The sequence below is a fragment of the Erythrobacter sp. R86502 genome (genome assembly GCF_042466465.1).
In the GTDB taxonomy this organism is placed as follows: Bacteria; Pseudomonadota; Alphaproteobacteria; order Sphingomonadales; family Sphingomonadaceae; genus Erythrobacter.
Genome location: NZ_JAXHCJ010000001.1, coordinates 2,331,147 through 2,356,497, shown reverse-complemented (window position 1 = coordinate 2,356,497; position 25,351 = coordinate 2,331,147). Strand labels below are relative to the sequence as shown.

General features: G+C 63.5%; 32 protein-coding genes. 15 read left to right on the top strand and 17 right to left on the bottom strand.

What is annotated here, in order from left to right; translation table 11 throughout:
• Window positions 1–48 precede the first annotated feature (48 nt).
• The 5 genes from SJY33_RS11335 (at window position 49) to SJY33_RS11315 (ending at window position 4,219) form a co-directional block, all read left to right on the top strand.
• Window positions 49–1,287 (top strand): sensor histidine kinase, encoded by a 1,239-nt coding sequence (locus SJY33_RS11335; protein WP_379922871.1) that lies wholly within the window; start codon window positions 49–51, stop codon window positions 1,285–1,287.
• Window positions 1,284–2,090, top strand: coding sequence for a LytR/AlgR family response regulator transcription factor (locus SJY33_RS11330; RefSeq protein ID WP_379922870.1), 807 nt, complete (start codon window positions 1,284–1,286; stop codon window positions 2,088–2,090). Before SJY33_RS11335 ends, SJY33_RS11330 begins: the two co-directional genes overlap by 4 nt.
• Before the next feature lie 122 nt (window positions 2,091–2,212).
• Window positions 2,213–3,088, top strand: a complete 876-nt coding sequence (gene nadC / locus SJY33_RS11325) for a carboxylating nicotinate-nucleotide diphosphorylase (protein WP_379922869.1) — start codon at window positions 2,213–2,215, stop codon at window positions 3,086–3,088.
• Window positions 3,085–3,531 (top strand): hypothetical protein, encoded by a 447-nt coding sequence (locus tag SJY33_RS11320; protein ID WP_379922868.1) that lies wholly within the window; start codon window positions 3,085–3,087, stop codon window positions 3,529–3,531. Before nadC ends, SJY33_RS11320 begins: the two co-directional genes overlap by 4 nt.
• A complete protein-coding gene (locus tag SJY33_RS11315) occupies window positions 3,524–4,219 on the top strand; it encodes a ribonuclease T (protein WP_379922867.1) in 696 nt (231 codons plus the stop codon). The genes SJY33_RS11320 and SJY33_RS11315 overlap by 8 nt, the downstream gene beginning before the upstream one ends.
• Window positions 4,220–4,247: 28 nt before the next feature.
• Here SJY33_RS11315 and SJY33_RS11310 read toward each other — a convergent pair whose 3' ends face one another.
• The 3 genes from SJY33_RS11310 to SJY33_RS11300 all read right to left on the bottom strand — a co-directional run bounded on the left by SJY33_RS11310 (window position 4,248) and on the right by SJY33_RS11300 (window position 5,795).
• Window positions 4,248–4,880, bottom strand: a complete 633-nt coding sequence (locus SJY33_RS11310) for a class I SAM-dependent methyltransferase (protein WP_379922866.1) — start codon at window positions 4,878–4,880, stop codon at window positions 4,248–4,250.
• Window positions 4,881–5,060: 180 nt separating this feature from the next.
• A complete protein-coding gene (locus tag SJY33_RS11305; RefSeq protein WP_379922865.1) occupies window positions 5,061–5,516 on the bottom strand; it encodes a nucleoside deaminase in 456 nt (151 codons plus the stop codon).
• 33 nt (window positions 5,517–5,549) lie between these two features.
• Entirely contained in the window at window positions 5,550–5,795 is a 246-nt protein-coding gene (locus tag SJY33_RS11300) for a hypothetical protein (protein ID WP_379922864.1), read from the bottom strand.
• Between the two features lie 238 nt (window positions 5,796–6,033).
• On the opposite strand from SJY33_RS11300, the gene rpmB reads away from it, so the two are divergent.
• The gene (rpmB, locus tag SJY33_RS11295) at window positions 6,034–6,321 is read left to right on the top strand and encodes a 50S ribosomal protein L28 (RefSeq protein WP_379922863.1); all 288 of its coding nucleotides are present in this window, start codon (window positions 6,034–6,036) and stop codon (window positions 6,319–6,321) included.
• Window positions 6,322–6,408: 87 nt separating this feature from the next.
• Here rpmB and SJY33_RS11290 read toward each other — a convergent pair whose 3' ends face one another.
• From SJY33_RS11290 to xseA, 3 genes are read right to left on the bottom strand one after another with little or no spacing between them, the layout of a single operon-like run.
• On the bottom strand, window positions 6,409–7,443 hold the full coding sequence (locus SJY33_RS11290) for an esterase-like activity of phytase family protein (RefSeq protein WP_379922862.1): 1,035 nt from the start codon (window positions 7,441–7,443) through the stop codon (window positions 6,409–6,411).
• 11 nt (window positions 7,444–7,454) lie between these two features.
• Window positions 7,455–7,664, bottom strand: coding sequence for a DUF2093 domain-containing protein (locus SJY33_RS11285; protein WP_379922861.1), 210 nt, complete (start codon window positions 7,662–7,664; stop codon window positions 7,455–7,457).
• A 24-nt stretch (window positions 7,665–7,688) separates the two neighbouring features.
• Complete coding sequence (gene xseA / locus SJY33_RS11280) at window positions 7,689–9,179, bottom strand: exodeoxyribonuclease VII large subunit (RefSeq protein WP_379922860.1); 1,491 nt, start codon at window positions 9,177–9,179, stop codon at window positions 7,689–7,691.
• On the opposite strand from xseA, the gene purD reads away from it, so the two are divergent.
• The 5 genes from purD (at window position 9,178) to SJY33_RS11255 (ending at window position 12,982) form a co-directional block, all read left to right on the top strand.
• Entirely contained in the window at window positions 9,178–10,452 is a 1,275-nt protein-coding gene (purD, locus tag SJY33_RS11275) for a phosphoribosylamine--glycine ligase (protein ID WP_379922859.1), read from the top strand. The genes xseA and purD overlap by 2 nt on opposite strands.
• A gap of 106 nt (window positions 10,453–10,558) precedes the next feature.
• Window positions 10,559–11,380, top strand: coding sequence for a hypothetical protein (locus tag SJY33_RS11270; protein ID WP_379922857.1), 822 nt, complete (start codon window positions 10,559–10,561; stop codon window positions 11,378–11,380).
• A 204-nt stretch (window positions 11,381–11,584) separates the two neighbouring features.
• Window positions 11,585–11,848, top strand: coding sequence for a DksA/TraR family C4-type zinc finger protein (locus tag SJY33_RS11265; protein WP_379922856.1), 264 nt, complete (start codon window positions 11,585–11,587; stop codon window positions 11,846–11,848).
• A gap of 104 nt (window positions 11,849–11,952) precedes the next feature.
• Window positions 11,953–12,468: a hypothetical protein gene (locus SJY33_RS11260; RefSeq protein ID WP_379922855.1), complete on the top strand. Its 516-nt coding sequence runs from the start codon at window positions 11,953–11,955 to the stop codon at window positions 12,466–12,468.
• A gap of 127 nt (window positions 12,469–12,595) precedes the next feature.
• The gene (locus SJY33_RS11255; RefSeq protein WP_379922854.1) at window positions 12,596–12,982 is read left to right on the top strand and encodes a hypothetical protein; all 387 of its coding nucleotides are present in this window, start codon (window positions 12,596–12,598) and stop codon (window positions 12,980–12,982) included.
• 433 nt (window positions 12,983–13,415) lie between these two features.
• On the opposite strand, the gene SJY33_RS11250 is transcribed toward SJY33_RS11255, so the two are convergent.
• Window positions 13,416–14,417, bottom strand: a complete 1,002-nt coding sequence (locus SJY33_RS11250; protein WP_379922853.1) for an adenosine kinase — start codon at window positions 14,415–14,417, stop codon at window positions 13,416–13,418.
• Between the two features lie 123 nt (window positions 14,418–14,540).
• Between SJY33_RS11250 and SJY33_RS11245 the strand changes: the two genes are divergently transcribed.
• Genes SJY33_RS11245 through SJY33_RS11235 form a run of 3 tightly spaced genes read left to right on the top strand, consistent with a single transcriptional unit; the run spans window position 14,541 to window position 16,641 of the window.
• A complete protein-coding gene (locus SJY33_RS11245) occupies window positions 14,541–15,230 on the top strand; it encodes an EI24 domain-containing protein (RefSeq protein ID WP_379922852.1) in 690 nt (229 codons plus the stop codon).
• Window positions 15,227–15,637 carry a hypothetical protein gene (locus SJY33_RS11240; protein ID WP_379922851.1) on the top strand — a complete coding sequence of 137 codons (411 nt, stop codon included), beginning with the start codon at window positions 15,227–15,229 and terminating at the stop codon, window positions 15,635–15,637. Before SJY33_RS11245 ends, SJY33_RS11240 begins: the two co-directional genes overlap by 4 nt.
• Window positions 15,638–15,696: 59 nt before the next feature.
• A complete protein-coding gene (locus tag SJY33_RS11235) occupies window positions 15,697–16,641 on the top strand; it encodes a hypothetical protein (RefSeq protein WP_379922850.1) in 945 nt (314 codons plus the stop codon).
• Window positions 16,642–16,653: 12 nt separating this feature from the next.
• Here the strand turns inward: SJY33_RS11235 and SJY33_RS11230 are convergent, their stop codons facing one another.
• The 10 genes from SJY33_RS11230 to SJY33_RS11185 all read right to left on the bottom strand — a co-directional run bounded on the left by SJY33_RS11230 (window position 16,654) and on the right by SJY33_RS11185 (window position 23,988).
• Window positions 16,654–17,019 (bottom strand): HesB/IscA family protein, encoded by a 366-nt coding sequence (locus SJY33_RS11230; RefSeq protein WP_379922849.1) that lies wholly within the window; start codon window positions 17,017–17,019, stop codon window positions 16,654–16,656.
• Window positions 17,019–17,501: an SUF system Fe-S cluster assembly protein gene (locus SJY33_RS11225; protein WP_379922848.1), complete on the bottom strand. Its 483-nt coding sequence runs from the start codon at window positions 17,499–17,501 to the stop codon at window positions 17,019–17,021. Before SJY33_RS11225 ends, SJY33_RS11230 begins: the two co-directional genes overlap by 1 nt.
• A 5-nt stretch (window positions 17,502–17,506) precedes the next feature.
• Window positions 17,507–18,733: an aminotransferase class V-fold PLP-dependent enzyme gene (locus SJY33_RS11220; RefSeq protein ID WP_379922847.1), complete on the bottom strand. Its 1,227-nt coding sequence runs from the start codon at window positions 18,731–18,733 to the stop codon at window positions 17,507–17,509.
• Window positions 18,730–19,500, bottom strand: coding sequence for a SufD family Fe-S cluster assembly protein (locus tag SJY33_RS11215; RefSeq protein WP_379922846.1), 771 nt, complete (start codon window positions 19,498–19,500; stop codon window positions 18,730–18,732). The genes SJY33_RS11220 and SJY33_RS11215 overlap by 4 nt, the downstream gene beginning before the upstream one ends.
• Entirely contained in the window at window positions 19,497–20,252 is a 756-nt protein-coding gene (sufC, locus tag SJY33_RS11210; RefSeq protein WP_379922845.1) for a Fe-S cluster assembly ATPase SufC, read from the bottom strand. Before sufC ends, SJY33_RS11215 begins: the two co-directional genes overlap by 4 nt.
• 16 nt (window positions 20,253–20,268) lie before the next feature.
• On the bottom strand, window positions 20,269–20,847 hold the full coding sequence (locus SJY33_RS11205; protein WP_379922844.1) for an endonuclease domain-containing protein: 579 nt from the start codon (window positions 20,845–20,847) through the stop codon (window positions 20,269–20,271).
• Complete coding sequence (locus SJY33_RS11200; RefSeq protein WP_379922843.1) at window positions 20,844–21,038, bottom strand: hypothetical protein; 195 nt, start codon at window positions 21,036–21,038, stop codon at window positions 20,844–20,846. Before SJY33_RS11200 ends, SJY33_RS11205 begins: the two co-directional genes overlap by 4 nt.
• Window positions 21,035–22,516 (bottom strand): Fe-S cluster assembly protein SufB, encoded by a 1,482-nt coding sequence (gene sufB / locus SJY33_RS11195; RefSeq protein WP_379922842.1) that lies wholly within the window; start codon window positions 22,514–22,516, stop codon window positions 21,035–21,037. Before sufB ends, SJY33_RS11200 begins: the two co-directional genes overlap by 4 nt.
• A complete protein-coding gene (locus SJY33_RS11190; protein ID WP_379922841.1) occupies window positions 22,513–22,956 on the bottom strand; it encodes an SUF system Fe-S cluster assembly regulator in 444 nt (147 codons plus the stop codon). Before SJY33_RS11190 ends, sufB begins: the two co-directional genes overlap by 4 nt.
• Window positions 22,957–23,067: 111 nt before the next feature.
• Entirely contained in the window at window positions 23,068–23,988 is a 921-nt protein-coding gene (locus SJY33_RS11185) for a helix-turn-helix domain-containing protein (protein ID WP_379922840.1), read from the bottom strand.
• Window positions 23,989–24,302: 314 nt separating this feature from the next.
• On the opposite strand from SJY33_RS11185, the gene SJY33_RS11180 reads away from it, so the two are divergent.
• Window positions 24,303–25,346 carry a quinone-dependent dihydroorotate dehydrogenase gene (locus tag SJY33_RS11180; protein WP_379922839.1) on the top strand — a complete coding sequence of 348 codons (1,044 nt, stop codon included), beginning with the start codon at window positions 24,303–24,305 and terminating at the stop codon, window positions 25,344–25,346.
• Window positions 25,347–25,351 lie beyond the last annotated feature (5 nt).

Genomic DNA, 25,351 nt, shown 5'->3' with positions numbered 1-25,351 from the left:
CCGATTTGCGGTGCGGTTTGCGACGAAATGCGTTAGACCTGACCGGCTATGGCAGTGCTCCAGATACAGGCGGCGCCGTTCTTCGCCAGCAAGAACCGGGCGTTCTGGAACCTCCAGTTGGCAGGCTGGGGCGCGGCATTCCTGCTGCGTGCGGTATCGGCGCTGGCAAACCAGCAATCGCTCGACATTCTGGCGCTGATTCTGGTGACGACGATCACCGGCTTTTCGATCAGCCTGATCCTGTCGGTCGTCTATCGCAGGCTCATCCACCAGTCGCCGCTTGTTACGTGGGGGCTGACCACGGTGGTGCTGTTTGTGGCCGTGATGATGCATGCATCGATCGATGCCTGGGTGCAGGGCGTTTATTACGCAGGCAGCCGTGACACCACCTTTGCGCAGCGGCTGATCGGGTTGCTGTATCTGCCGCTGACATTGCTGGGCGGATGGAGCGCGCTGTATTACGCGATCAACTTCTTCCTGACCGTCGAACAGCAGGCCGACCGTCTGGAACGGCTAGAAGCGCAGGCAACCGCTGCGCAGCTGGCGATGCTGCGCTATCAGCTTAACCCGCACTTCCTGTTCAATACGCTCAATTCGATCAGCACGCTTGTGCTGCTCAAACAGACTGAACCTGCCAATGCGATGCTGACGCGGCTGTCGGGGTTCCTGCGTCACACGCTGATTGCCGAACCGGGCAGCCAGGTCAGTTTGGCGCAGGAAGTGGAAACGCTGCAACTTTATCTCGACATCGAACGGATGCGGTTTGAAGAACGGCTGCGCACCCATTTCGAAATCGACGATGCCGCGCTTGATGCGCAGCTTCCTGCGATGTTGCTGCAACCATTGGTTGAAAATGCGATCAAATACGCTGTCAGCCCGCAGGAAGAAGGCGCGCGCATTTCGCTTACGGCGCGGGTGCTGGGCGATCGGTTGCGGCTGACGGTCGAAGATACCGGGCCGGGGATCGAGGATATGCAGCGTTTTCTTGCGCGTGTGGCCGCCAATTCTTCGGGCACGCCCGCACCCGGCCGCCCGGTTTCGACCGGTGTCGGTCTTGCCAATATTCGCAATCGTCTGGCGCAGGCCTATGGCGACACGCACCTGTTTGAAACCCGTTCGGAAGCTGGGGGCGGCTTTACCGTATTGATCGAAATCCCCTTCACCCGGGCCGATGATCCCGAAATCGTTCCGTCAGCATCACGCCCCCCCGGCGCCTTGGTTGATGGAACATTCGGCAACATCGTCCCGTTGAACCCCCCGCAACGTACGATCGGAAATCCCGCATGACCATCAGAACCATTCTTGTCGATGACGAGAAACTTGCCATTCAGGGCCTGCAACTGCGGCTTCAGGCGTTTGAGGATGTCGAAATCATCGACACCTGCGCCAACGGCCGCGAAGCGATCCGCAAGATCAAGACCGAAAAGCCCGATCTGGTGTTTCTCGACATCCAGATGCCTGGCTTTGACGGCTTCAGCGTGGTTAAGGGCGTGATGGAAATCGAGCCGCCGCTGTTCGTCTTCGTCACCGCCTACGAAGAACACGCGATCCGCGCATTCGAAGCCAATGCGGTGAATTATCTGATGAAGCCGGTGGACGAACAGAAGCTGGCCGACACCATCGAACGCGTACGCCAGCGTCTGGCGGAAAAGAAATCGGCCGAAGATGCAGGGCAGCTGCTTGACGTGCTGTCGGAAATCGCGCCCGATCGCGCAGCGGACTTCGTCGAAACCACCGCGCCCAATGCCGAAAACGCCGATCGCTTCGAAAAGCTAATCAACGTCAAGGATCGCGGACAGATCTTCCGCGTCGAAGTCGACACGATCGAGCATATCGAGGCTGCGGGCGATTACATGATCATCTCCACCGGCGACAATTCGCTGGTGCTGCGCGAGACAATGAAGGATCTGGAACGCCGCCTTGATCCGCGCAAGTTCCAGCGCGTCCACCGCTCGACTATCGTCAACCTCGATCTGGTGCGGCAGGTGAAGCCCCACACCAATGGCGAATGCTTCCTGGTGCTGGACAGCGGCGCCGAGGTGAAGGTTTCGCGGTCTTACAGGGATGTGGTGGCGCGCTTCGTTCATTGATGCGACTTTGAGGACGAGCCCGCCTCCGCGGGCTCGTCCTCGATAGACGTGCAGCAAAGCTGCGCCCGCTGCTGTCGGGCGGTCGCCCTTGCGGTCGCCTTGCGACCGTTTAATGAGAGCCCATGACCGCTTTCACCCTCCCCGGCTTCGACCTTGCCAAATTCATCCGCGAAACCCTCGCCGAAGACCTCGGTGAGGGCCTCCCCGGCGGCGGGCGGGATGTCACCAGCGAAAGCGTGATCCCCGCCGATGCGCGCTTCACCGGGGTGATGGACAGCCGCGATAAGATCGTCGTCGCGGGCCTTCCGCTGGCCGAGGCGTTCTTTCGCCATCTCGATCCCGAATGCGTGATCGAACCGCTCGTGCGCGATGGCGACGCCGTCTCCGCGGGCACCGATCTGATGCGCCTTGAAGGCAGCGCCCGCGCGCTTCTCACCGCCGAGCGCAGCGCGCTCAACATCGTTCAGCACCTGTCGGGCATCGCCACGATGACGCAGGCCTATGTCACCGCGATGCGCGGGCCGGATGGCAATCCGGCTTGCACCCTGCTCGACACGCGCAAGACCATTCCCGGCCTGCGCTTCCTTGAGAAATACGCCACCCGGCAGGGCGGCGCGCAGAACCACCGCATGGGGTTGTGGGACGCGGCGATGATCAAGGACAATCATGTTGCCGTGGCCGGTTCGGTGGGCGAAGCGGTGCGCTGCGCGCGTGATGCCGGGGTGACGCGGATCATCTGCGAGGTCGACAATCTCGACCAGATCGAACCTGCGCTGGCGGCAGGCGCGCATCACCTGCTGCTCGACAACATGGACCCCGCTACCCTCACGCAAGCGGTGCAAATCGTCGCAGGCCGCGTGCCGACCGAGGCGAGCGGGGGCGTCAATCTCGATACCATCGCCGCCAAGGCGGGGAGCGGGGTCGACTACATTTCGGTCGGCCGCCTGACACAAAGCGCCCCTGCGGCCGATATCGGGCTGGATTTCAAGCCGCTATGATCCCGCTGTCGCGGTCCCGGCCGCTGAGCATCAATCTGTTCGCCGCCGCCTTCATTGCAGCGGCGCTGATCGCGTTTCTTGATGGGATCGGCGATATTCCGGCGATGCAGGCGATGTTGCGGGCCGATCTGCCCGGTGTCGCCTGGTCGCGTGACGCGGTGATCGTGACACTCAGCGCGCGGCTGTCGATCGCGCTGATCCCGGTGGCGATGGTGTGGCTGGCCGCGGTCCGCTTTGCGCGGTGGATGGTGACGGTGCTGGCACTGGGCAAGCTGCTCAATCTGCCGGAAGGGGTGCGTGCGATTGCAGCCGGGGGTGCGATCGATACTGCATGGCTGACCGCGCTGGTGCTGGGGATGCTGGCGGTGGCCATGCTGTTCACTCCGGCAAGCAACCGCTGGTTTGCGCAGAAGGGGGAGAACAAAGCTGAGGTGTTTGAATAGCCTGATCGCCGCATTGGCGCTGATCCTGCCCGGCGCCGCCAGCGCGCAGGCGTACCAGTGCCGCATGCCGCAGATCGCCAGCGTGCCCAAGGTCATGCCCGATGGTCCGCGCCGCCAGATGCCGATCAACGGCTACACGCTGGCCCTGAGCTGGAGCCCCGAATTCTGCAAGCCGCGCTCCGATCAGCCAAGCCATGCGCTGCAATGTTCGGGCCGCAACGGCAGCTTTGGTCTGGTCGTCCACGGATTGTGGCCCGAAAGCGGGCAAAGCTGGCCGCAGTGGTGCGAAGCCCGAACCGCGCTGACCCCGGCGGTGATGCGCGCCAACATGTGCCTGTCGCCGTCCGAACGGCTGATCGCCCGCCAGTGGGCCAAGCATGGCAGCTGCATGGTGAAACGTCCGGCTAGCTATCTCAAGGTGATCCGCATCCTGCGCGGCGGTCTGCGTCTGCCCGATTACGACCGCATCAGCCGCGAAGACGCTCTGACCGCAGGGCGGGTGCGGGCGGCGCTTGTCGATGCGAACCCGGGCTGGCGCGAAGAGGCGATCGGCGTGAAGTTGAACGCGCGCGGATGGCTGGAGGAGATCCGCCTGTGCTATTCGCAAACCTTCCGCCCGGCGCGCTGTACGCCGTCGCGTTATGGTGCCAGGGATGATGCCCCGGTTAAGATCTGGCGCGGGCTTTAGGCTGCGGGCAAGGTTCGCCGCGGCCGCATCAGTTTTCCGATTTCCAACCCCATGCAAGCCGGCAGGGCAGGATGTTCAGCCATTCGAACCCGCTATCGACGCGAGTAAAATGCTGCGCGGTCAGGTCCTGCGCCGATTTGCTGAACTGGTAGGTCAGGAAGGCACCGCCCGGCCGGATTGCCCGGTGCGTGGCTGCCGCAATCCGCGGGCCGATGCCTTCGGGCAGCGTGGAGAAAGGCAGACCCGACAGGATGTAATCGGCCTGCTGGTGCCCCTGTGCGCGAATGATATCTTCAACATCTTCGGCAGAGCCATGAACCGCGACAAAGCGGCTGTCGGTGATGGTACGGTTGAGATAGTCAATGAACAGCTTGTTCGTATCGATCACGATCAACATGCCATCGCGCCGCAAACGATCCAGCACGGGGCGGCAGAAAGTGCCGACGCCGGGGCCATATTCGACAAACAGCTGGCACCTGTCCCAATCAACCGGGCCCAGCATCTTGCGGATGGTAAAGCGCGATGACGGGATGATCGACCCAACCATGACAGGGTGTTCGATGAAGCCTTGCAAAAAGACGCCCCAAGGCCCCAGATACTGGCGCAGCTTCTGTTTCAGCCGCGTGGTCTTGCGCACCTGCGTAACTTCGTAACCCGTCATTATGTCTCAACTTCCCATGCCACGCCCCCCGGCATGAGGACCCACTTGACGCCGCGACGGTTTGCAAAATCGTCATCGAATTGCAAGATATTGAAGCCGCCCTTGCCGCAGCCCCGTCAGGCTGTGTCAGGTTTGCGACGAAACCGGCAGTGCAACATGCCAGTCGAGTGTGGCCGCAACTTAACGACGCTGGCGGAAAAAGGTTTGCAGCAGATCGGCAGCCTCAGCCTCGCCGATGCCGCTGTAGATGTCGGGGCGGTGGAGGCATTGGTCCTGCGCGAACACCCGCGCCCCATGTTCGACCGCGCCGCCTTTGGGATCGCTCGCCGCGTAATAGACACGCGCAATGCGGGCGTGCGCGATGGCACCTGCGCACATCGCGCAAGGTTCCAGCGTGACCCACAATTCGCAGCCCGTCAGCCGTTCATCCCCCAATGCCTTGGCCGCACGGCGGATCGCCACGATTTCGGCATGGGCAGTGGGGTCATGATCGGTGCGCGGGCTGTTGTGCGCTTCGGCGATGATCACGCCGTCGCGCACGATAACCGCGCCAATCGGCACTTCGCCAGCCTGCGCAGCAGCGCGGGCAAGCGAAAGGGCGCGGGGCATGAAACCACGAAAGCTCGCTTCGATCATGCACCGCGCCCGCAGCGTAAAGATGGTAAAGTCTTATTCGTCGCCGGTGACAGGTTCGCCTTCGGCATCGCCGGGCATGGTGATGTTGACATCGGGAACTTCAACCGTGGTTTCCTTGGTGCCGACATCGACGTCAGCGGTTTCAACATCGAATTCTGGCAGCGCGCCGCCTTCGACCTGAACTTCAGGCATGTCGCCTTCCTGCGTCTGATCAACATCGCATGCGGCAAGCCCCAGGGCCAGGGCTGCGGTGAACGTGGTGGCGATAATGCGCTTCATGATTTTCTCCTGTGGGCCCGGCACGAATATGCCCCCAAGCCCGGGTTGTGGAGGGTAGAGGTCGAATCAGGCAAGTCATGTTCCACCAAACGCGCCAGACTGCGACGAAAGGAGCCTTATGCGCGCCAAATTGAGCGCAATGCTTCCGAACCTGCTAGTTGCTTGACGATTCGGACCTTGCCCGTTATGCGCGCCGCTTTCCCGGATTAGACACGAACCTTACGAGAAGAGAACCACCATGTCGCGCATCTGCGAACTGACCGGCAAGGGTCGCATGACTGGCCATAATGTCAGCCACGCCAACAACAAGACCAAGCGCGTGTTTCTGCCCAACCTGCAGAACGTCACGCTGATGAGCGAAAAGCTCGATCGGAGCTTCAAGTTCCGCGTTTCGACCCACGGCCTGCGTTCGGTTGAACATAATGGCGGTCTCGACAACTGGCTGATGAAGACCAGCGACGAGAAGCTGTCGACCAACGCGCTGAAGGTGAAGCGCGAACTGGCCAAGGCGCAAGCCGCCGCCTGATCGCCGCGCTGTCCTGCGGGATGGATGCGAACGGAAAAAAGCGCTCGGGCTGTCCCGGGCGCTTTTTCGCGTGTGCGGGATAGAGCCTTACCGGCCCATGGCCACGGTATCGGCATCCCAGTCGAACCGCACCAGCAGGCTGCGCTGGAAGATCGAAAAATTGTTGTCCGAAATCAGCCACAGGCTCCCGCGGGCGGGATCTTGGGGTGACGCGGCGTAGGCCAGCCCTTCGAAATTATCTGCCAGCGCGCCGCCGGTGAGCCGCTGGATCACTCGCACCCGCCAATTGGCACCGGCGCGAATCGCGCGCGGATCGGCAATCGCAATCGCGGTGTCGAACGGCGGAGGAATTGCCAGGGCATAGCGGCGCAGCAGAATCATCACACGGCCATCGGGCAGTGCGGTGGCATCGACCGGATCGAACCCTTCGGGCGCGATGAACCGGAACCGCAGCGGCTTTCCGGCTTCCACCGGATCGCGGGCGAACAGCAACGCGTCATGCGCGGTGACGCTGCCCGCCATCGTGCCTTCGGCGATGATGAGAAAGCGCCCGTCGCCCAGCCGAGTAAAGGTTTCGGGGCCGCTGTTGATGCTCCATCGGGCCATTTCGGCAGGGGCCCGCGTCCGGCGCGTGCCATCGATGGTAAATCGGGTGATCAGATTGTCATTTTCGAACGCGCCCCACACTGTGCCTGTGGCGGGGTCGCGCGCCAGCGATTCCAGATCGACCACCTCCTTGCGTCCGCGGCTGCGGTTATTGACGGGGCGGAAACTGCCCGGAACGGCGCGGGGGCGATCGCCGGAAAGATCAAGATCGAGCAGCCAGCCACGGTCGCTTGCGGCCAGCGCCGATCCGCGATTCCCTGCCACCAGCGCCGAAAAGCCGCCGAACCAGCCGTGCCGTGACCGCAATTCCCATACACCCGTCAACCGCAGCGCGCCCGCAGTGCCGCGGGTATCAGCAACCGGCGTGATGGATACCGTCGCCACATCGCTGCGCAAACCGACAGGGGTGCGCACGAAGGTGCCGGGCGCGAGGCCCACAGCGACGAGCGCAAGAAGCAGGAGACGCAGCATGCGCGCCGGGCCATCGGCGTTCATGCCGGCGCGGTCAACCGCCAAGCGGGCGCTTGTCAGCCGCGATCAGCGCCCAGCAGGCGGCGGGTCGCGATCTCGCACGAGGCGTAGGCTTCCTGCAGATCCGCGCTCCAGTACCGCAGTTCGGGCAGCGGGATCACTTCGCCGGTAACTGCGCAAAGCACATGGCTTCCCGGGCGCAGAACGCGGAAACTGGACGCGCCGTAATAAAGTTTGGCGGCCTTGTCGGATGGGGTCATCAGCATGGACCGTTTGATAGCACCGCAGCGTTAAGTGAACAAATCATCTTGAACCGGACCGGCGCCCGGACTGCGTTTGCGTGAGGGTTGCGGCGTGGGTTGAGGCGGGGGCGGGGTGCCGGTCGTGGGAACCGCATCAAGCGTTCCATCGCGAAATTGCATCGTCAGAGCGGGTTCGCGCGCGGCATCGGCGCGGTTCGTCAGCGCCCTCCCGCCCGAATCGCGGATGATCGCATAGCCGCGCTCCAGTGGCTTTTCGGGGTGAAGCTGGCTCATCACACGGGTCAGCGCGCCGAGCCGGTCTGCGCCTTGCCGCAGCGGCCGTTCGATCAGGGCAGAGGTCAGCCGCGCCCGGTCGAGCCGGCGCTGCGCTTCGGTGGCGGCGCGGGTGAGCAGACTGGGCGAAAGCCGCGCTGCCGCGCCTGCCAGCCGTTCGCGCCCCTTGGCGGAACGGTCCCCCAGCGCCCGGCGCAGCCGTTCGGACAGCTCGTCCAGCCGCTGCGCCTGCGGTTGCAGCAGGTTTTCGGGCCGCGGCATCATTCGCACCCGTGCCGCCAGCCGTTCGCGCCCCAGCTCCACCGGACGGTACACCGCCCGGCGCTGACGTGAGGCGAGATCGGCCAGCGTAAAGGCCAGATCGGCACGCACCGGCACCGCCATTTCGGCAGCGGCAGTGGGCGTGGGCGCGCGGCGATCAGCGGCGAAATCGGCCAGCGTGGTGTCGGTTTCGTGGCCCACCGCGCTGATCACCGGGATTGTGCATTCCGCGATGGCGCGCACCACCGCCTCTTCATTAAAGCTCCACAAATCCTCAATCGAGCCGCCGCCGCGCGCCACGATCACGACATCGGGACGCGGCACCGGGCCGCCGGGCTCCACCGCAGAGAACCCCCGCACGGCCGCCGCGACCTGTTCAGCCGCGCCGTTGCCCTGCACCAGCACCGGCCACACGATCACATGGGTGGGGAAACGATCCGCCAGCCGGTGCAGAATATCGCGGATCACCGCGCCCGTCGGCGATGTCACCACCCCGATCACTTGCGGCAGAAACGGCAGACGGCGCTTGCGCCCGGCATCGAACAGGCCTTCGCCCGCGAGCCGCGCGCGGGTCTTTTCCAGCAGCGCCAGCAACGCGCCTTCGCCCGCCAGTTCCATGCTGTCGATCACGATCTGGTATTTTGACCGGCCCGGATAGGTGGTGAGCTTGCCGGTGGCGATCACCTCCAGACCATCCTCGGCGCGGAAGTTCAGCCGCGCCGCGTTGCCCTTCCACATCACCCCGTCGATCAGCGCGCCATCATCTTTCAGCGCGCAGTAGAAATGCCCCGATGCCGCGCGCTTCACGCCCGACAATTCCCCGCGCAGCCGCACAAAGCCGAAGCGATCTTCGACCGTACGTTTCAGCAGCGCGGAAACCTCGCTGATGGTCAGCGGCGGGGCATTGTCGCCGCCCCGTGGGCGCGCTACCAGCCCGGCATCGTTTAGACCGGTTGGGTCATCACTGTTGGGCGGAGGGGCCATGAATATCCTGCTTCTGGGGTCTGGGGGCCGCGAACATGCGCTGAGCTGGAAGTTGGCGCAATCCCCGAGCCTTGCAAAGCTTTACGCCGCCCCCGGAAATCCCGGCATCGCCGATGAGGCGGAATGCGTGGCGCTCGACGCGACCGACCACGGCGCAGTGATCGCCTTTTGCAAGGCGCAGGCGATCGGCCTTGTAGTGGTTGGCCCCGAAGCGCCGCTGGTGGATGGGCTTTCCGATTCGCTGCGCGCAGCAGGCGTCGCAGTGTTCGGCCCGTCGCAGGCGGCGGCGCAGCTTGAAGGATCGAAGGGTTTCACCAAGGACCTGTGCCAGCGTGCGGGTATCCCCACCGCCGGTTACGTGCGCACCGCATCACTCGAACAGGCCCGCGCCGCGCTCACCCGCTTTACGTCGCCCTATGTGCTCAAGGCCGATGGCCTGGCGGCGGGCAAGGGCGTGGTGATCGCCGAAACGCTTGAGGATGCCGAGGCCGCGCTGGCCGACATGTTTGGTGGGCAGTTCGGCGGCGCAGGCGCCGAGGTGGTGATCGAGGAATTCATGGCCGGCGAGGAAGCCAGCTTCTTCGCGCTGACCGATGGCACCGCCATCGTCCCATTTGGCAGCGCGCAGGATCACAAGCGGGTGGGCGACGGGGACGTGGGCCCCAACACCGGCGGCATGGGCGCCTATTCCCCCGCTCCGGTGCTGACCCCGGACTTGCAGGCCCGCGTCATGGCCGAGATTATCGAGCCGACCGTGCGGACGATGCGGGCAGACGGGAACCCCTATTCTGGTGTGCTGTTCGCCGGATTGATGCTGACGGCGGACGGCCCGAAGCTGATCGAATACAACGCCCGCTTTGGCGATCCCGAATGCCAGGTGCTGATGATGCGGCTGGAAAGCGATCTTGCCGCGATCATGCTTGCCTGCGCCAAGGGGGAACTGGCGGGCACGGCGCTGTCATTCCGTGACCAGACCGCGCTGACCGTGGTGATGGCGGCCAACGGCTATCCCGGCACCCCTGAAAAGGGCGGCGCGATTGCGCTCAATAATGCCGAGGCTGAAGGCGCCAAGGTGTTCCACGCGGGCACCGCATTGAAGGACGGCGCGCTGGTGGCAAGCGGCGGCAGGGTGCTGGCCGTCACCGCTACCGGCGCCAGCGTCACCGAAGCGCAGGCGCGTGCCTACGCCGCAGTGGACGCGGTGCGTTTCCCAAGCGGCTTCTGCCGCCGCGACATCGGCTGGCGCGAAGCGGCGCGAGAGCGCGAGGCATAGCGGCTGAATATCTGCATCGCTGGAAAAAAGCTGCCGTTCAGGAAGCGACCCCGAAGCGGACATGGAAGATGGTGCTGAACCAATAAATTTATTATAAGGCGGTCGGATGCTGTTGCTCTATCTTTCAGCGTTAGCTCTCACTCTAGCCGCCCCCGCTGCGCAGATTGAATGTCAGCGAATTCCCAACTGGGAAAAGGTTCTGGAAAGCCAGCCGCGTTGGATCGTGATCGGCGAAATCCACGGCTCGAATGAGGTGCCAGAAGCGTTCGCTAACGCGATTTGCCTTACCGCCCAATTGACCCCAGTTGTGGTTGCAGTGGAGCAACCGACCTCGGACCAGCTTGCCATCGACGCCTTTGTGCAATCCGATGGAGAAGCCGTTGCGCAAAGCGCGTTCCTGAAAGCGCAGATGTGGAATGGCGATGTGAAGGATGGGCGCTCGAGCGAGGCATACTTCCGTCTATTCGAGAGCTTGAGGCGCATGCTCGCTGCCGGACTGATCGAAAAGGTTGTTGCCTTTCAGCCTTCCACTTTCACGACCCAGCCAACTCCGGCCGAATACGAACAGGCCATGGCCGAAATCTTGATAGGCGCAGGGCAGCCCGACATAACCGTGATCGCCTTGGTCGGAAACGTCCATGCGATGCGCACCGAAGTGCCTTGGCAGCCAAGTTACATGCCGATGGCAGGCCGACTGCCCCGCGAAGAAACTGTCAGCTTGAATACTTCTGCCAGAGGGGGTGCGGCTTGGAACTGTCAGGGAGCAGATAAGTGCGGCCCGCAGTCGTCGCCTGCTCCCGCGCCAGGCGAGCAGGTTGCTGGCGTTGAACTCGACGCAGAAGAAGGTTGGTATTCCGGCACACTGAATCTCGGTGTCCCGACGACCGCATCGCCGCCGAAATCTGGGGTAGAGCACGCTCGCCCCTGATCGTCAGTTATCCACCCACTTGCAGACATACGCATGTCGCTCGCCAACGTCCGAAGGCGGAAAGGCAGGTATCCGGGCTTTCCGGATAAAAGCGGACTGCCTGCTATGCCTTCAATGGCGTAGGCTGAAACCAAAGCTTGCTTGAAAAGGCTGGCACGCTCGCCACTTGTCACGGCAGGCTCGAGCAATGAAGGAGAAAGCGCAATGGCAGGTGGATGGGCGCGCGATGGTGCCGTGCAAGATCAGATTGACGACACAATAAGCGACGCTGTGAAGCGGGCGCGAAGCGATTTGCCATCAGGCGAAGCTGCAAAAATCTGCGCTGAATGCGGCGAGGATATCCCCGAAGCGCGTCGCCGGGCATTGCCGGGGGTAAAGGTCTGCGTCGCATGTCAGTCCGCTCGTGATGCACGCAAGGCTACTGTCGGGATCAATCGGCGCGGAAGCAAAGACAGTCAGCTTCGCTAACCCCGGTTCATGAAACCAATGCAGTACCCGGAACTGAACACGCCGCTCAGCTAGCCAGTTTTGCATACTACCGACGAATGCCCGATTTCCACTAACTTCCGGAATTGAGCAAGGCGCATGCGCAACCCCGAAAGCGGCCTGGCAGCTTTGTCACAATTCTGGAAAATTCCTGCCGTTCGGCAAACGACCCCTTTGCGGACGTAAGGTTCAACGCTAAATGCAGTGCCATGTGGCTGCGACGTTTAGCAAACTTACTCCTTGCCGCTTACCTCGGCGGCTTGGTTGGTTGCTATGTTAGCACCTATCAAGCACATCTCGCATCGTCGTATTCACTCGATTCAGCCTACGATATAGTTTTCCCGCTTTATTTCGCGTTCGCCATCTTATTTTTTACAATACCGGGCCTGATCTGTGTCTCAGGACTTTATCAGTTGGCGAAATCACGAACTACAGGCGCTTTTTCGTATGGTTTCGCAGTCCTGTTCGGCTCAGTAATTGGCGGCCTCGCATTCTGGTTGCCCACATTTTCGATAGAGCAGATGTGGCTGGGAGCGTATTTCGGACTTGTCACCGCCGTGATCTGGTCCGGCATAAATCGGTATATCTTGCCAGCTTTTTGACGACTGCAAACCACCCACTTCCGGTTATTCGCCATCCTGACGCATTTCGCCAAAAGCGGTCATACGACCGGCTCTTGATTTGATCCCCATCAACGACAGGGTGATGCGGATGGCGTACAGGGGCTTCATGATCCAGCCCCCCTTTCGCTTCCTCGCCCCGCTCGCCCTTCTCGCGCTTGCCGCTTGCGCCGCGCCCGGCACCGATAACCCGCCGCCGATGGTGGGCAAGGCGACTTCGCCCTCGCCCGATACGCGCGCGCCTGCCTTTGTCGAAGGGGCATGCGGCGGGTGCCACGCGGTTGAGCCGCCGTTCCTGTCCCCCAATCCGCAAGCCCCCAGCTTTGCCGCAATCGCCAACCGGCGGGGGCTTTCGCAAGCCTCGCTTGCTGCGTGGCTGGGCGAAGCGCACAATTATCCCGAAGACATGGATTTCACCCTGACCGCTGCACAGATCGACCAGATCGCGGCTTACATGGTGACACTGCGCGGGGCGGGATACGTGCCGGAGCGGTGAACTTTCCTACAGGCGCGGGGAGCGGCTAGGCTCGCCGCCGCTCTTTGCCATTGTCAGCCCCCACCCCGCCCGCCGAGCGCGGTTTTTGCGCTTCTGGACAGTGTCTCATGTGTCTCATGCGACAGGAAATCGGCCGCAAAGCTGAACGCAGCGCCGCCGACTCTGTCGCAAGCAGATTTGCGTTCTGAGAAGAGGCTCGCCCGGAGCGACGAGCGAAAGACCAACCCACCGGGACACAGGCCCGCAAGGGCGACCGCCCGCCCGCAGGTGCTCGCGCGCAGCGCGAAACGCGCCGAGGACGCTCGCCGGCAGCGACGAGCGAAAGACCAACCCGCCGGGCCACAGGCCCGCAAGGGCGACCGCCCGCCCGCAGGTGCTCGCGCGCAGCGCGAAACGCGCCGAGGACGCTCGCCCGGAGGGGCGAGCGAAAGACCTACAGCCGTTCTTCCATCAGCTTCAGCATATCGGCTTCAGGCCGCGGGCCGTAATGCGCGATCACTTCGGATGCACAGATCGCGCCGCGCTTCAGACAGCGGGTCAGCGGTTCGCCCTTGGCATAGCCCGACAGGAATCCGGCCGCGAACTGGTCGCCCGCGCCGGTGGTGTCGACCACCTTCAGCACCGGCACAGCGGCCACTTCGGCGCGTTCGCCATGCGCAATCGCGACCGCGCCCTTTTCGCCTTGCGTGGCGACCAGCACCGGCACCTTGCCCGCCACCGCCGCAAGCCCGGTTTCAAAGTCGCCCTCGCCCGTCAGCGTTGCCAGTTCGCTTTCGTTGACGAACAGGATGTCGATCACGCCGTCATCGATCATGGCGCGGAAATCGTCACCGTGGCGCGCAATCACGAAGCTTTCCGAGGCGGTGAAGGCGACCTTGCGGCCCGCATCGCGTGCCACTTCGATGGCGCGGCGCATGGCGCGGCGGGGCTCTTCCGGATCCCACAGATAGCCTTCGAGATAGAGAATCGCCGCCGAAGCGATCAGGTCTTCATCCAGCGCGCCCGCTGGCAGGAACTGGCCTGCGCCCAGAAAGGTGTTCATCGTCCGCTCGCCATCGGGCGTCACGAAGATCAGCACGCGGCCCGTCGCAGGTTCGCCCTCGCGTGCGGGCGTATCAAAATCGATCCCGGTGGCGCGCATGTCGTGGCGGAACACCTTGCCCAGCTGATCGTCAGCCACCTGGCCGATGAAAGCGCATTCGAGACCAAGTGTGGCAAGACCTGCCAGCGTGTTGGCCGCCGAACCGCCCGAAATCTCGCGTGCGGGCGGCATGGCTTCGTACAGTTCGTCCGCGCGTCCCTCGTCGATCAGGGTCATGCCGCCGCGGTTCAGTTCAAGCTCCTCGATCAGTTCCTCCGAACAGGAAGCGATCACGTCGACCACGGCATTGCCAATGGCGATCACATCGTAACGGGGCGGGGTCGTATCGGGCACAGCGGATTCCTTGGATGATGGCTCGCGGTCGCCTAGCCGCCTTCGCCGCCTGCGCCAAGCTTCTGTGTGCGCACATGCCGCGCTGCGTTGACTTCGCTGCGCGCCCATCCCATCGCACGCGCCATGTCCGCTGTCTTCGCCGCGATTGTGAAAGCCTTCGGCCAATTGGGCGACCGTGCGGTAACGGCCGTGCTGGCGAAAAGCATCGTCATCACGCTGCTGCTGTTTGCGATGGTGGGCGCAGGGGTCTATTTCGGGCTCGCCGGTGCCGCGTCACGCTATGGCGTCGCGGAAAGCTGGGCGGGGCTGGCCACGGCGGTGCTGGTGCCGATCGCGATGTGGCTGTTGTTCCGGATCGTGGCGCTGGCGGTGTTGCAGTTCTTCGCTGACGGGATCGTCGTGGCGGTGGAAGTGCGGCACTATCCGGCGCTGGCAGCGCGGGCGCGTCCCTTGCCCTTGCGGCGCGAAGCGGTGGTGGCGATTCGCGGGGCGATGCGGGCGCTGGGCGCGAATCTGCTGGCGCTGCCGGTAGCGGCGCTGTTGGTGTTCACCGCCATCGGCCCGGCGGCGGTGTTTCTGGCGGTGAATGCGGTGCTGCTGGGGCGCGAATTGACGGATATGGCGTGGCTGCGCCATGCAGACGGGGCGGACAGCGCCAACCCTGTCTCCAGGCCCGAACGGGTATTGCTGGGCGCTGTGATTGCAGGAATGATGCTGGTGCCTTTTGTGAATATCATCGCCCCCGTTATCGGCGCAGCAGCCGGGACCCATCTGGTACTGCGGCGGCTGGACGCGCGTGGGGGCAAGCCATGATCGGCCGGCTTGCCATGATCGCGATGCTCGCTTCGGCGTTGGCGGGATGTGTGGGAAGCGGGCAGCCCACCGCTGCGCGTCCGGCGCCCTCCTCTGCCGCTGCCCGCAGCGCGGTCGTGCTGGTGCCGCAGGTGATGGCGGCAGCGGGACTTGAAGGCGTGATCGGATCGCCTGCGCCTGCGCTGACCCGGCGGTTCGGAGAGCCGCGGATCGACCTTGCCGAAGGCGACGCGCGCAAGCTGCAGTTTGCAGGTCCGGCCTGCGTGCTCGATGTCTACCTCTACCCGCTAGCCGCCACGGCGCAGCCCACGGCGACTCATGTCGACGCGCGGCTGCGTCAGGGCGGCGCTCCGACGGACAAGGGGGCCTGCATCCGCGAGGTCGAAAGTCAGGCGTGCGCGCGGTAACGCGGTCTTAAGCATGCCCGTGGCATGACCCGGCGGCATTTTCAGGGGACCGACGCCGCATGACCACGCAATTCACCGCCATCGCCCGCGCCGCCGCCGCCGAAGGGCAGATCACCGCCGATGGTTTGCTGGCGCTGCGGCGCGAAGGCTGGGGTGACGGGATCATCACCCGCGCCGAAGCCGAAGCCCTGTTTGCGCTTAACGCCGCACTTGCTACACGCAGCTCCGAATGGTGCGACTTCTTCGTCGAGGCAATCGGCGAGCATGTGTTGAACGGCACTCCGCCGCGGCTGCAATGCTCGCGGGAGGAGGCCGAATGGCTGATTGCGCAGATCGATGCCGATGGCCGGGTCGAAAGCATGGCCGAGCTTGAGGTCTTGGTGCGGATCCTCGAACGCGCAGAAAACACGCCCGACCGGCTCAAATCCTATGTGCTGGATGTGATCGAGCGCGAAGTGCTGACCGGCACGGGCCCGGCGCGCTGCGGGGGGCAGTTGTCGGCGACACACATCAGCGCCGCGGAATGCCGCATCATCCGCCGCGTCATCTTCGCCAGCGGCGGTCATGGCCCGGCGGCTGTCACCCGCTTCGATGCTGAAATGCTCTTCCGGCTGAAGGACGCGACCCTGGGCGATGAAAACGCCGCCGAATGGGACGATCTGTTCATCGACGGAGTCGCCAATTATCTAAAAGGCTTCACGCTCAAGAACGCGCAGCTCAGCCATGAACGACGGCGCGAGCTGGAAGGCTTTATTGCCGACAACCACGCCAGTGTCGGCCGGTTCATGGGCCGCGTTGCGCGCGAAGCGCCGCAGGTGATGAACCATTTCGGCAAGGTGTTCGGCAAGAAGGGCGCGTCTGGTCTGAATTATGCCGCGCTGGCTGCCGAGGGCGAAAAAATCACCAACCATGAGAGCCAATGGCTTGAAACGATGATCGCCGCCGATGGCGAGGTTGATGAGCTGGAAAGCCGCCTTATCGCGCGGCTGGCGGCAGACGATTGAGCCTACGGCGCCTCAGACCATGAAACTCTCGCCGCAGCCGCAAGCGCCCTTGGCATTGGGATTTTCGAAAACGAAACCGGCGGTGAAATCATCTTCGCGCCAGTCCATCGTGCTGCCGATAAGGTAGAGGACGCTGGCGCCGTCGATGTAGAACACACCGCCCGGTGTCTCGATCTTCTCGTCGAACTTCGCTTCGGTGGTGACATAGTCGACCGAATAGGCAAGGCCCGAACAGCCCCGGCGCGGGGTCGACAGCTTGACGCCGATGGCATCTGCCGGGGCCTTGCTCATCAAATCGGCAATGCGCGCTTCGGCCGACGGGGTGAGGATAACCGCAGCCTTTGGGGCAGGACGCGTGGTTGTGGCGGTTTCGGTCATCACAGCATTCCCAGTTCAAGACGGGCGTCATCACTCATCTTGTGCGGGCCCCACGGCGGGTCCCAGACCAGCACCACTTCGGCATCGCGAATGCCCGGTACGCTGGCAACACGCAGTTCGATTTCACCCGGCATTGATTCGGCCACCGGGCAGTGCGGGGTGGTCAGCGTCATCGTGACAGTGGCATCGCGGTTGTCATCAACCTCGACCCCGTAGATCAGACCGAGATCATAGATGTTCACCGGAATTTCCGGGTCGAAGATTTCGCGCAACGCGGCGATGACATCGGCTTGCAATTCGCTGCCATCGCCGCCGACAGCGGCCTCGCCCGTTTTGGCGGCAAGGAAGCCTTCAAGGTAATCGCGGTTGCGCGGCGCGCCAGCCTCGCCCGTGGGCGCGGCGGTTTCGGTATCGTTGTCGATCGCATCGGAAACACGGGCGCGCGGCGGCTTCATGTCGGTCTGATCGGCTGAGCTGTCCATCGCTCTCATCCTTTTCCAAATATCTTGCGGGTGCGGGCGATCCCGGCGAGCAGCGCGTCGACATCGGCTTCGGTGGAATAGAGTCCGAAGCTGGCGCGCGCGGTGGCGGGAACACCAAGATAATCCATCAATGGCTGAGCGCAATGATGCCCGGCGCGGATCGCGACATTGCTTTCATCCAGAATTGTGCCGAGATCGTGCGGGTGAATGTCATCAATCGCGAAGCTGACGATCCCGGCGCTGTCAGCAGGGCCGAACAGCGTCACATCATTCATCGCCCCAAGTTCCCGGCGCAGGCGGGCAACCAGCGCTTGTTCGTGCGCGTGGATGCGGTCAGGGCCAATCGCGCTGACGTAATCGGCGGCAGCGGCAAAGGCGATGGCCTCGGTGATGGCAGGTGTGCCCGCCTCGAACCGCTGCGGGCCGGAGCCATAGGTGGTCCCGGCAAAGGTCACGCGGTCGATCATCGCCCCGCCGCCCTGATAGGGGGGCATATCAGCGAGCAATTCCGCCTTCGCCCACAAGGCGCCGATCCCGGTCGGACCGTAAAGCTTGTGGGCCGAGAAAACGTAGAAATCGCAGGCCAGTGCCGCAACATCGACGCCCATGTGCGGCGCGCTCTGGCATCCGTCGAGCAGCAGCTTTGCACCCACCTTGTACGCCGCCGCCGCCGCCCGCGGCGCGTCAAGCAGACTGCCCACCACGTTGGAGACATGACCAAAGGCCACTAGCTTGTGCGCCTCGGTCAGCATCGCTTCAGCCGCGTCAAGATCGATCTGATGATCGTCGGTCAGCGGGCACACGTCGATCACCGCGCCGGTTTCCTGCGCCACCATCTGCCACGGGACGATGTTGGAATGGTGCTCCAGTTGCGAAAGCAGGATGCGGTCCCCTGCCTTGAGATTCGCGCGGCCCCAGGTCTGCGCGACCAGATTGATCGCCTCGGTTGCGCCGCGGGTGAAGATCAGCTCGTCTTCATGTCCACCGATGAAGCGCGCAACAGTGCGCCGCGCCGCTTCGTAAGCGATCGTCATGTCGGCCGAGCGTGCGTAAACCCCGCGGTGGACGGTCGCATAGTCCTCGCCCATGGCGCGGGCCATCGCGTCGATCACGGCGCGCGGTTTTTGCGCCGTGGCGGCGGTGTCGAGGTAGTGCCAGGGCTGCCCATCGGCTGTGACAAGGCCGGGAAACTCGGCGCTGAAGTCGCGCTGAATGGCTGCGGGGGCGTTCACAGCTTGGCTCCTTCCAGCGCGCCGAGCGCCGCAGCGAGCAGCGCCTCGCGCTCATTCTCGTCATACAGCGCCACGAAGGCATCGCCGATAAAGGCCTGCACCAGCAACCGCTGCGCGGTGGCCGGATCGAGCCCGCGGGCCATCATGTAGAACCGCGCCGCTTCGTCCAGTTCGCCGACCGTTGCGCCGTGCGCACACTTTACGTCGTCAGCAAAGATTTCAAGCTGCGGAACCGCATTGGCGCTTGCCCCCGCTTCGAGCAGCAGCGCCTTGAAATCCTGCGCCGCGTCAGTCCTTTGCGCATCGCGTGCAACCTTGATTTCGCCAAGGAAATTGCCGGTCGCCCCGGCCCAGTGAACAGCGCGCACGGTCTGGTTGCTGGTCGCGTCGGGTTCGGCGTGTACGACCTGCGTCACGAATTCGCGGGTGACATGGCTGCCGCCAATGGTCACGCCGCCGAATTCGAAATGCGCACCGCGGGCGAGCCGCACTTCGATCTCGACGCGGGTGTAATCGCCGCCCGCATTGGTGACGAAGAACGCCGCCTGCGCCCCTTCGCCCAGTGTCACGCGAAAGCGGTGTAGTTCGGGTGCGTCACCGCCAACTGTCATGCAGCGCGAGACGCGCTCGCCCGCTGGCACGTCGATCGCCTGCCACTGGTCAAGCGCCGCCGCGCCAAGCCGCGCCACACCGTCCATATCGGCGTAGCGCCACGCCTCGTCGCGGCGCGTCGGTAGACGGGGGGGCTGAAGAGTGGCTGTGGTCACGCCATCACCGCGTCATAACCCTCGGCCTCAAGCCGCAGCGCGAGTTCGGGGCCACCGGTTTCGACGATCCGGCCATCGGCAAGGATGCTGACCTTGTCGGGCGTGACGATGTCGAGCAGGCGCTGGTAGTGAGTGATGAGCAGCACAGCCTTGTCGGGGCTGCGCATGATGGAATTGATGCCTGCGCCCACGATCCGCAGCGCGTCGATATCTAGGCCTGAGTCGGTTTCATCCAGCACCGCGAAGCTGGGGTTCAGAATGCCCATCTGCACCATTTCGGCGCGCTTCTTTTCGCCGCCGGAAAAGCCGACATTCACCTGCCGCTTGAGCATGTCCATGTCCATTTGCAGCAGCGCGGCCTTGTCTTTGGCGAGCTTCAGGAACTCCCCGCCGCTGAGCGGTTCTTCCCCTCGGGCCTTGCGCTGCGAATTGAGGGCTTCGCGCAGGAACTGCACGTTGGAGACGCCGGGGATTTCGACCGGGTATTGGAAGCCTAGAAACAGGCCCTTGGCAGCGCGTTCATGCGGGTCGAGCGCGAGGAGGTCTTCACCGTTGAAGGTCACGCTGCCTTCGGTCACATCATAGCCGGGCTTGCCGCCGAGCACGTTCGACAACGTCGATTTACCCGCGCCATTGGGGCCCATGATCGCGTGAATCTCGCCCGCAGGCACGCTCAGGGTCAGACCCTTTAGGATCGGCTTGGGATTGTCGCCGCCACCGACGGTGGCGTGGAGGTTGGTGATTTCGAGCATCGTTTCGTTCTCTGTCTTATCGCGATGACGAAGGCGCACGGGGCTTGCGATCATCACGCGGTTTGCGGTCGTCCCTGGCGCCGGGGCGCGGCTTGGGGCGGTCGTAGCTTTGATTGGGATTGGCCGCCTTGTGGGCGCGGGCGGCGGCTTTGCGTTCGGCAATCCGGTCGCGCATCACTGTGGTGAGGCGCTGGAGCACCGCGTCTATGTCTTCGAGGATGTCCTTCGCCGCGATCCGCATCACCTTGATGCCGACGCTTTCGAGGCTCTTGTCGCGCCGCTTGGCGAGGGCATCGTTCTGCCCTTCTTCGTCGATCGACAGCGCGAGGCCCATGGCATGGCAGTTGAAATCGACAATTGCGCTGCCGACCACCGCGTGGCGGGTGAAGGTGTAGCGGCCCAGATCAGCCTTGCTGAACTTCTCCGCCAGCGCCTTGTGCGCTTCGGATGAATGGCGCCGCATCTCGCGCGCCTGTTCGTGCAGCGCGTCGAGCCGCTTATCCGAAATCTCCCACCCGCGGCCCTTCTTCTTGAGCGCGGGGGCTTCGGCGGTGGCGGCCTCGGGGTTGAGGGCGAGGGTTTTGCGGGTGGTCATGAGGTGCGCTTCGCCCGGTAAGTGCTGACGGCAATCGCAATGGCAGCGATCGGCAGGAAGTAGAATATCGCAAGATCAAAGGTCGAATGGGTGTTCGGAAGGGGCACTCTCCAATCGCCATAGCCCTTGGCAATCCATGGCCCGCTTAGAAGCCAGCCCAATAAGAGCAAGAAGGCAAAGGCGTATCTCACCCCACGCTCCCCTCAAGCGAAATCGCCAGCAGCTTCTGCGCCTCCACGGCGAACTCCATCGGCAGCTCTTTCAGCACATCCTTGGCAAAGCCGTTGACGATCAGCGCCACGGCTTCCTCTTCGCCCAGCCCGCGCTGCATTGCGTAGAACAGCTGTTCGTCGCTGATCTTGCTGGTGGTCGCCTCGTGCTCGATCTGGGCGCTGGGGTTCTTGACCTCGATATAGGGCACGGTGTGCGCGCCGCATTGGTCGCCCAGCAGCAGGCTGTCGCACTGGGTGAAGTTGCGCACGCCGCTCGCGGTCGGACCGACGCGGACGAGGCCGCGATAGGTGTTCGATGATTTACCCGCCGAAATCCCCTTGGAGATGATCGTCGAGCGGCTGTTCTTGCCGTTGTGGATCATCTTGGTGCCGGTGTCGGCCTGCTGGTAATTGTTGGTGACCGCGACCGAGTAGAACTCGCCCACGCTATCCTCGCCATTGAGCACGCAGGAGGGATATTTCCACGTCACCGCCGAGCCGGTTTCGACCTGCGTCCAGCTGACCTTGGAGCGGTCCCCCTGGCACAGCGCGCGCTTGGTGACGAAGTTGTAGATTCCGCCCTTGCCCTCGGCATTGCCGGGATACCAGTTCTGCACGGTCGAATATTTGATCTCGGCATCGTCCATCGCGACCAGTTCGACCACCGCGGCGTGGAGTTGGTTCTCATCGCGCATCGGCGCGGTGCAGCCCTCGAGGTAGCTGACGTAAGCGCCCTTTTCGGCGATGATCAGCGTGCGTTCGAACTGCCCGGTGTTTTCGGCGTTGATGCGGAAATAGGTCGAAAGCTCCATCGGGCAGCGCACGCCTTCGGGCACATAGACGAAGGTGCCGTCGGAAAAGACTGCGCAGTTCAGCGCCGCAAAATAGTTGTCGCGCACCGGCACGACCTTGCCGAGCCACTTCTTGACGAGGTCGGGATATTCGCGGATCGCTTCTGAGATCGAGAGGAAGATCACGCCCGCGCGCAGCAGCTCGGCGCGGAAGCTGGTGGCGACAGAAACGCTGTCGAACACCGCATCGACCGCGACCTTCTTCGCACCCTTGACGCCTGCCAGCACTTCCTGCTCGCCCAGCGGAATGCCAAGCTTGTCGTAGATCCGCTTGATCTCGGGATCGAGGTCATCGAGCGAATCGAGCTCGATCTTCTTCTTTGGCGCGGCGTAGTAATAGGCGTCCTGATAGTCGATTGTGGGATAACCAACCTTGGCCCAGTCGGGCTCCGGCATGGTCTGCCACAGGCGGAAGGCCTTCAGCCGCCAGTCGAGCATCCATTCGGGCTCGTTCTTCTTGGCCGAGATGAACCGCACCGTGTCTTCGGTAAGGCCTTTTTCGGCAAATTCGGTCTCGATATCCGACGACCAGCCATGCTCGTAATCGGCGGCCTTGGCGGCGGCTTCGCGGGCTTCGCGGTCTTGCACTTCAATCTGGTCGCTCATGCGAGATATTCCTCGACAAGGGGGATGGTCGGCACCGCTGCCGGCGGATTGCGCAGCTGGGCAAGCGTGATGCCCGCCAGCGCACCGCGCAGCGCCTCGTTGATGATCGGCCAATGCGGTTTCATGTTGCACGCGGCCTCGTAATCGCAGGCGGTGTGATCGACGCAGGCGGTGAGCGCGATGCGCCCTTCGATCGCTTCGACAATATCCGCCACGGTGATCGCCGCAGCAGGGCGCCCCAACTGCAGACCGCCATGCGCGCCTCTGACCGTGCGAAGCAGCCCCGCCCCGGTCAGCTTCGACACCAGCTTCTGTACGGTGGGCACCGGCAAACCCGTTTCGGCGGCCAGTTCAGATGCGCTCACCCGGCCGTTGCCGCAGTGCTGCGCGGCCTGGCACATCGTGATGACGGCGTAATCGGCAAGATTGGACAGGCGCATTGCGAGCGGTTCTCAATTCGGACTGGTTCGTTCCGATTTGTCAATTAGGACCGAACCGCTCGTATTACAACCGCAAAGCGCCCCCTTGCCTGCTCGGGTGCGGCGGGTGGGTCAGGGATTCAGTTCGCGCAGGTTTCGCGCACCGATCATTTCGGACAGGTAGGGGGTCGAAGGATCAGACAGCCGCGCCGGGGTTCGCCCGACGAAGTGAGCGATTTCGCGGATCATGTGCGGTTGATCGAAGAAGGCCTCGGCTATTTCGGCCTCGTCCTGCAATGACAGCAGCGGGGCGGACAGCAGTGCAGCGGCGCGCAAAGCGCGATACTTGCGGGCCAACGCGCGCGGGGGGAGGCCGAAATAGCGTTCGACCAGACGTTGAACCTGACGCGCCGAATACCCCGCGACACCCGCCAGCGCGCTGACGTCGGGATTGAACGAGGCGGCCAGCCAGCGCCCGGTGGCCGCTATCAGTTCCAGATGGCGCGGATTGATCGGTTTGAGGTTCTGGGCAATAAAATCACCGACTGCCCTTGCGCAGTCCCGCCCGGACAATGCGCCTTCGCGGTAATCCGCAAGCAGGCGCTCACCGATCTCGTTGATGGCCGGACCAAGCAATGTCGATGCGGGCAGCAGGCGATCGCGGTATTGCCCGGCGTGAAGCCCTGTCAATGCGGCCCATCCCAAGGGCGTAAGCGCGGCGCCAAAGGCATGAAAGGGGCCGTCGACCACGATCGGGGTGGCGCGTGACAGCGGGGTCATCAGGCCGATCGGGGGATTCGGATCGCGGTGCCCCTGCGCAAATTGCATTTCCCCCGTGCCGTGCGGGAACAGGCACAGATTCCCGATTGATGCGGGCTGGATATCGCGGATCATCGGTTCATCACAGCGGAAGTGATAAAGCGTCGTGACAAAGGGCGCGAGCTGCGGCGGCGGTGCAATGTAATCGATTGCGATCAATGCTGGCGAAGTAAGCATGGAGTCTTCGCCGGGCGGGCGGCCGATCAGATCGGGCGGGGCTATCGATGTGTCCATGATGTGCCTTAATGCGTCATGGCACATTTCTTTCCCTGATCAATACAGGATTAAAAAAAAGGCGGCACCTCCATAGGAGGCACCGCCTGTTTAAGTAGAGGAACTCCAAGCAATGTTGCTCCGAGCCCTTCGGGTCGCAAGAAAGCCCATAAAGTGCGAATCGCCTAAAGGATTGTATGCAAGCGACACGCAATTGCCCCTAAGGCACTGGTAGTCCCATTTTGGCCCACAAATTCGCGATTAAACAACTGCGGTCGTGCCAATCCGTCCGATTCGCTCGACACGCAAACCCCGCTGACCTAACGGCGCGAACGATGCTGTTCGATCTTATCAAACCTGCTTTGTTCGCGCTCGATCCGGAAGCCGGTCATCGCCTCGCGATTCGCGGCCTGTCAGCGCTTCCGCGCCGGAACCCGCCAGCACCGGGCGGCGCGCTGGCGATCAATGTGGCGGGACTGTCGTTTCCCAATCCGGTCGGCGTGGCGGCAGGTTTCGACAAGGACGCCGAAGTGCCTGACGCGCTTCTGGGCCTGGGGTTCGGCTTTACCGAAGTCGGCTCGATCACGCCGTTGCCGCAGGCTGGCAATCCCAAGCCGCGGTTGTTCCGGCTGGTCGAGGATCAGGCGGTGATCAATCGCATGGGGTTCAACAACAGCGGGGCGGAGGCGGCGCTGTCGCGGTTGCAGGCGCGCAAGGGGCGGTCCGGTATCGTTGCCGTGAATATCGGCGCCAACAAGGATTCGGTCGATCGCATCGCCGATTATGCGGTGATGGTGCGCAAGATGGCGCCTTATGCCAGCTATCTGTGCGTCAATGTGTCATCGCCTAATACGCCGGGGCTGCGGGCGCTCCAGGATGAAGGCGCGCTTGCCGCGCTGATAGACGCCGTTACCGCCGCGCGCGATGCGGCAGCCAATGCCGCGCGCGTCCCCATATTCCTGAAGGTCGCCCCCGATCTGGAGCCGGCCGATATCGATGCGATTGCGCGCATTGCGCACGACAAGCGGCTGGGCGCGCTGGTCGTGTCGAACACCACGATTGCGCGCCCCGCACTCAGTTCGCGGCACGCGGGCGAAGCGGGCGGGTTGTCTGGCGCGCCGCTGCGCGCATTGGCCACTCAGCGTCTGCGCGATTTTCGCAAGGCCACCGGCGGTGCGATTCCGCTGGTTGGCGTCGGCGGAATTGCGACCGCAGACCATGCCTGGGAGCGGATACGGGCCGGGGCAAGCCTGGTGCAGCTCTATTCGGCGATGGTCTATGCAGGCCCCGGCCTTGGCGCGCGGATCGTGCGCGGGCTGGAAGCGCTTATGCGGCGTGAAGGCTTTGCGAGCATTGCCGAAGCGGTGGGAAGCGAATAGCACGC

Coding starts and splice junctions, on each gene's coding strand:
- SJY33_RS11335 (WP_379922871.1), top strand. CDS start 49: ATGGCAGTGCTCCAGATACAGGCGGCGCCGTTCTTCGCCAGCAAGAAC.
- SJY33_RS11330 (WP_379922870.1), top strand. CDS start 1,284: ATGACCATCAGAACCATTCTTGTCGATGACGAGAAACTTGCCATTCAG.
- nadC (WP_379922869.1), top strand. CDS start 2,213: ATGACCGCTTTCACCCTCCCCGGCTTCGACCTTGCCAAATTCATCCGC.
- SJY33_RS11320 (WP_379922868.1), top strand. CDS start 3,085: ATGATCCCGCTGTCGCGGTCCCGGCCGCTGAGCATCAATCTGTTCGCC.
- SJY33_RS11310 (WP_379922866.1), bottom strand. CDS start 4,880: ATGACGGGTTACGAAGTTACGCAGGTGCGCAAGACCACGCGGCTGAAA.
- SJY33_RS11305 (WP_379922865.1), bottom strand. CDS start 5,516: ATGATCGAAGCGAGCTTTCGTGGTTTCATGCCCCGCGCCCTTTCGCTT.
- SJY33_RS11300 (WP_379922864.1), bottom strand. CDS start 5,795: ATGAAGCGCATTATCGCCACCACGTTCACCGCAGCCCTGGCCCTGGGG.
- rpmB (WP_379922863.1), top strand. CDS start 6,034: ATGTCGCGCATCTGCGAACTGACCGGCAAGGGTCGCATGACTGGCCAT.
- SJY33_RS11285 (WP_379922861.1), bottom strand. CDS start 7,664: ATGCTGATGACCCCATCCGACAAGGCCGCCAAACTTTATTACGGCGCG.
- purD (WP_379922859.1), top strand. CDS start 9,178: ATGAATATCCTGCTTCTGGGGTCTGGGGGCCGCGAACATGCGCTGAGC.
- xseA (WP_379922860.1), bottom strand. CDS start 9,179: ATGGCCCCTCCGCCCAACAGTGATGACCCAACCGGTCTAAACGATGCC.
- SJY33_RS11270 (WP_379922857.1), top strand. CDS start 10,559: ATGCTGTTGCTCTATCTTTCAGCGTTAGCTCTCACTCTAGCCGCCCCC.
- SJY33_RS11265 (WP_379922856.1), top strand. CDS start 11,585: ATGGCAGGTGGATGGGCGCGCGATGGTGCCGTGCAAGATCAGATTGAC.
- SJY33_RS11255 (WP_379922854.1), top strand. CDS start 12,596: ATGATCCAGCCCCCCTTTCGCTTCCTCGCCCCGCTCGCCCTTCTCGCG.
- SJY33_RS11245 (WP_379922852.1), top strand. CDS start 14,541: ATGTCCGCTGTCTTCGCCGCGATTGTGAAAGCCTTCGGCCAATTGGGC.
- SJY33_RS11240 (WP_379922851.1), top strand. CDS start 15,227: ATGATCGGCCGGCTTGCCATGATCGCGATGCTCGCTTCGGCGTTGGCG.
- SJY33_RS11235 (WP_379922850.1), top strand. CDS start 15,697: ATGACCACGCAATTCACCGCCATCGCCCGCGCCGCCGCCGCCGAAGGG.
- SJY33_RS11230 (WP_379922849.1), bottom strand. CDS start 17,019: ATGACCGAAACCGCCACAACCACGCGTCCTGCCCCAAAGGCTGCGGTT.
- SJY33_RS11225 (WP_379922848.1), bottom strand. CDS start 17,501: ATGGACAGCTCAGCCGATCAGACCGACATGAAGCCGCCGCGCGCCCGT.
- sufC (WP_379922845.1), bottom strand. CDS start 20,252: ATGCTCGAAATCACCAACCTCCACGCCACCGTCGGTGGCGGCGACAAT.
- SJY33_RS11205 (WP_379922844.1), bottom strand. CDS start 20,847: ATGACCACCCGCAAAACCCTCGCCCTCAACCCCGAGGCCGCCACCGCC.
- sufB (WP_379922842.1), bottom strand. CDS start 22,516: ATGAGCGACCAGATTGAAGTGCAAGACCGCGAAGCCCGCGAAGCCGCC.
- SJY33_RS11190 (WP_379922841.1), bottom strand. CDS start 22,956: ATGCGCCTGTCCAATCTTGCCGATTACGCCGTCATCACGATGTGCCAG.
- SJY33_RS11185 (WP_379922840.1), bottom strand. CDS start 23,988: ATGGACACATCGATAGCCCCGCCCGATCTGATCGGCCGCCCGCCCGGC.
- SJY33_RS11180 (WP_379922839.1), top strand. CDS start 24,303: ATGCTGTTCGATCTTATCAAACCTGCTTTGTTCGCGCTCGATCCGGAA.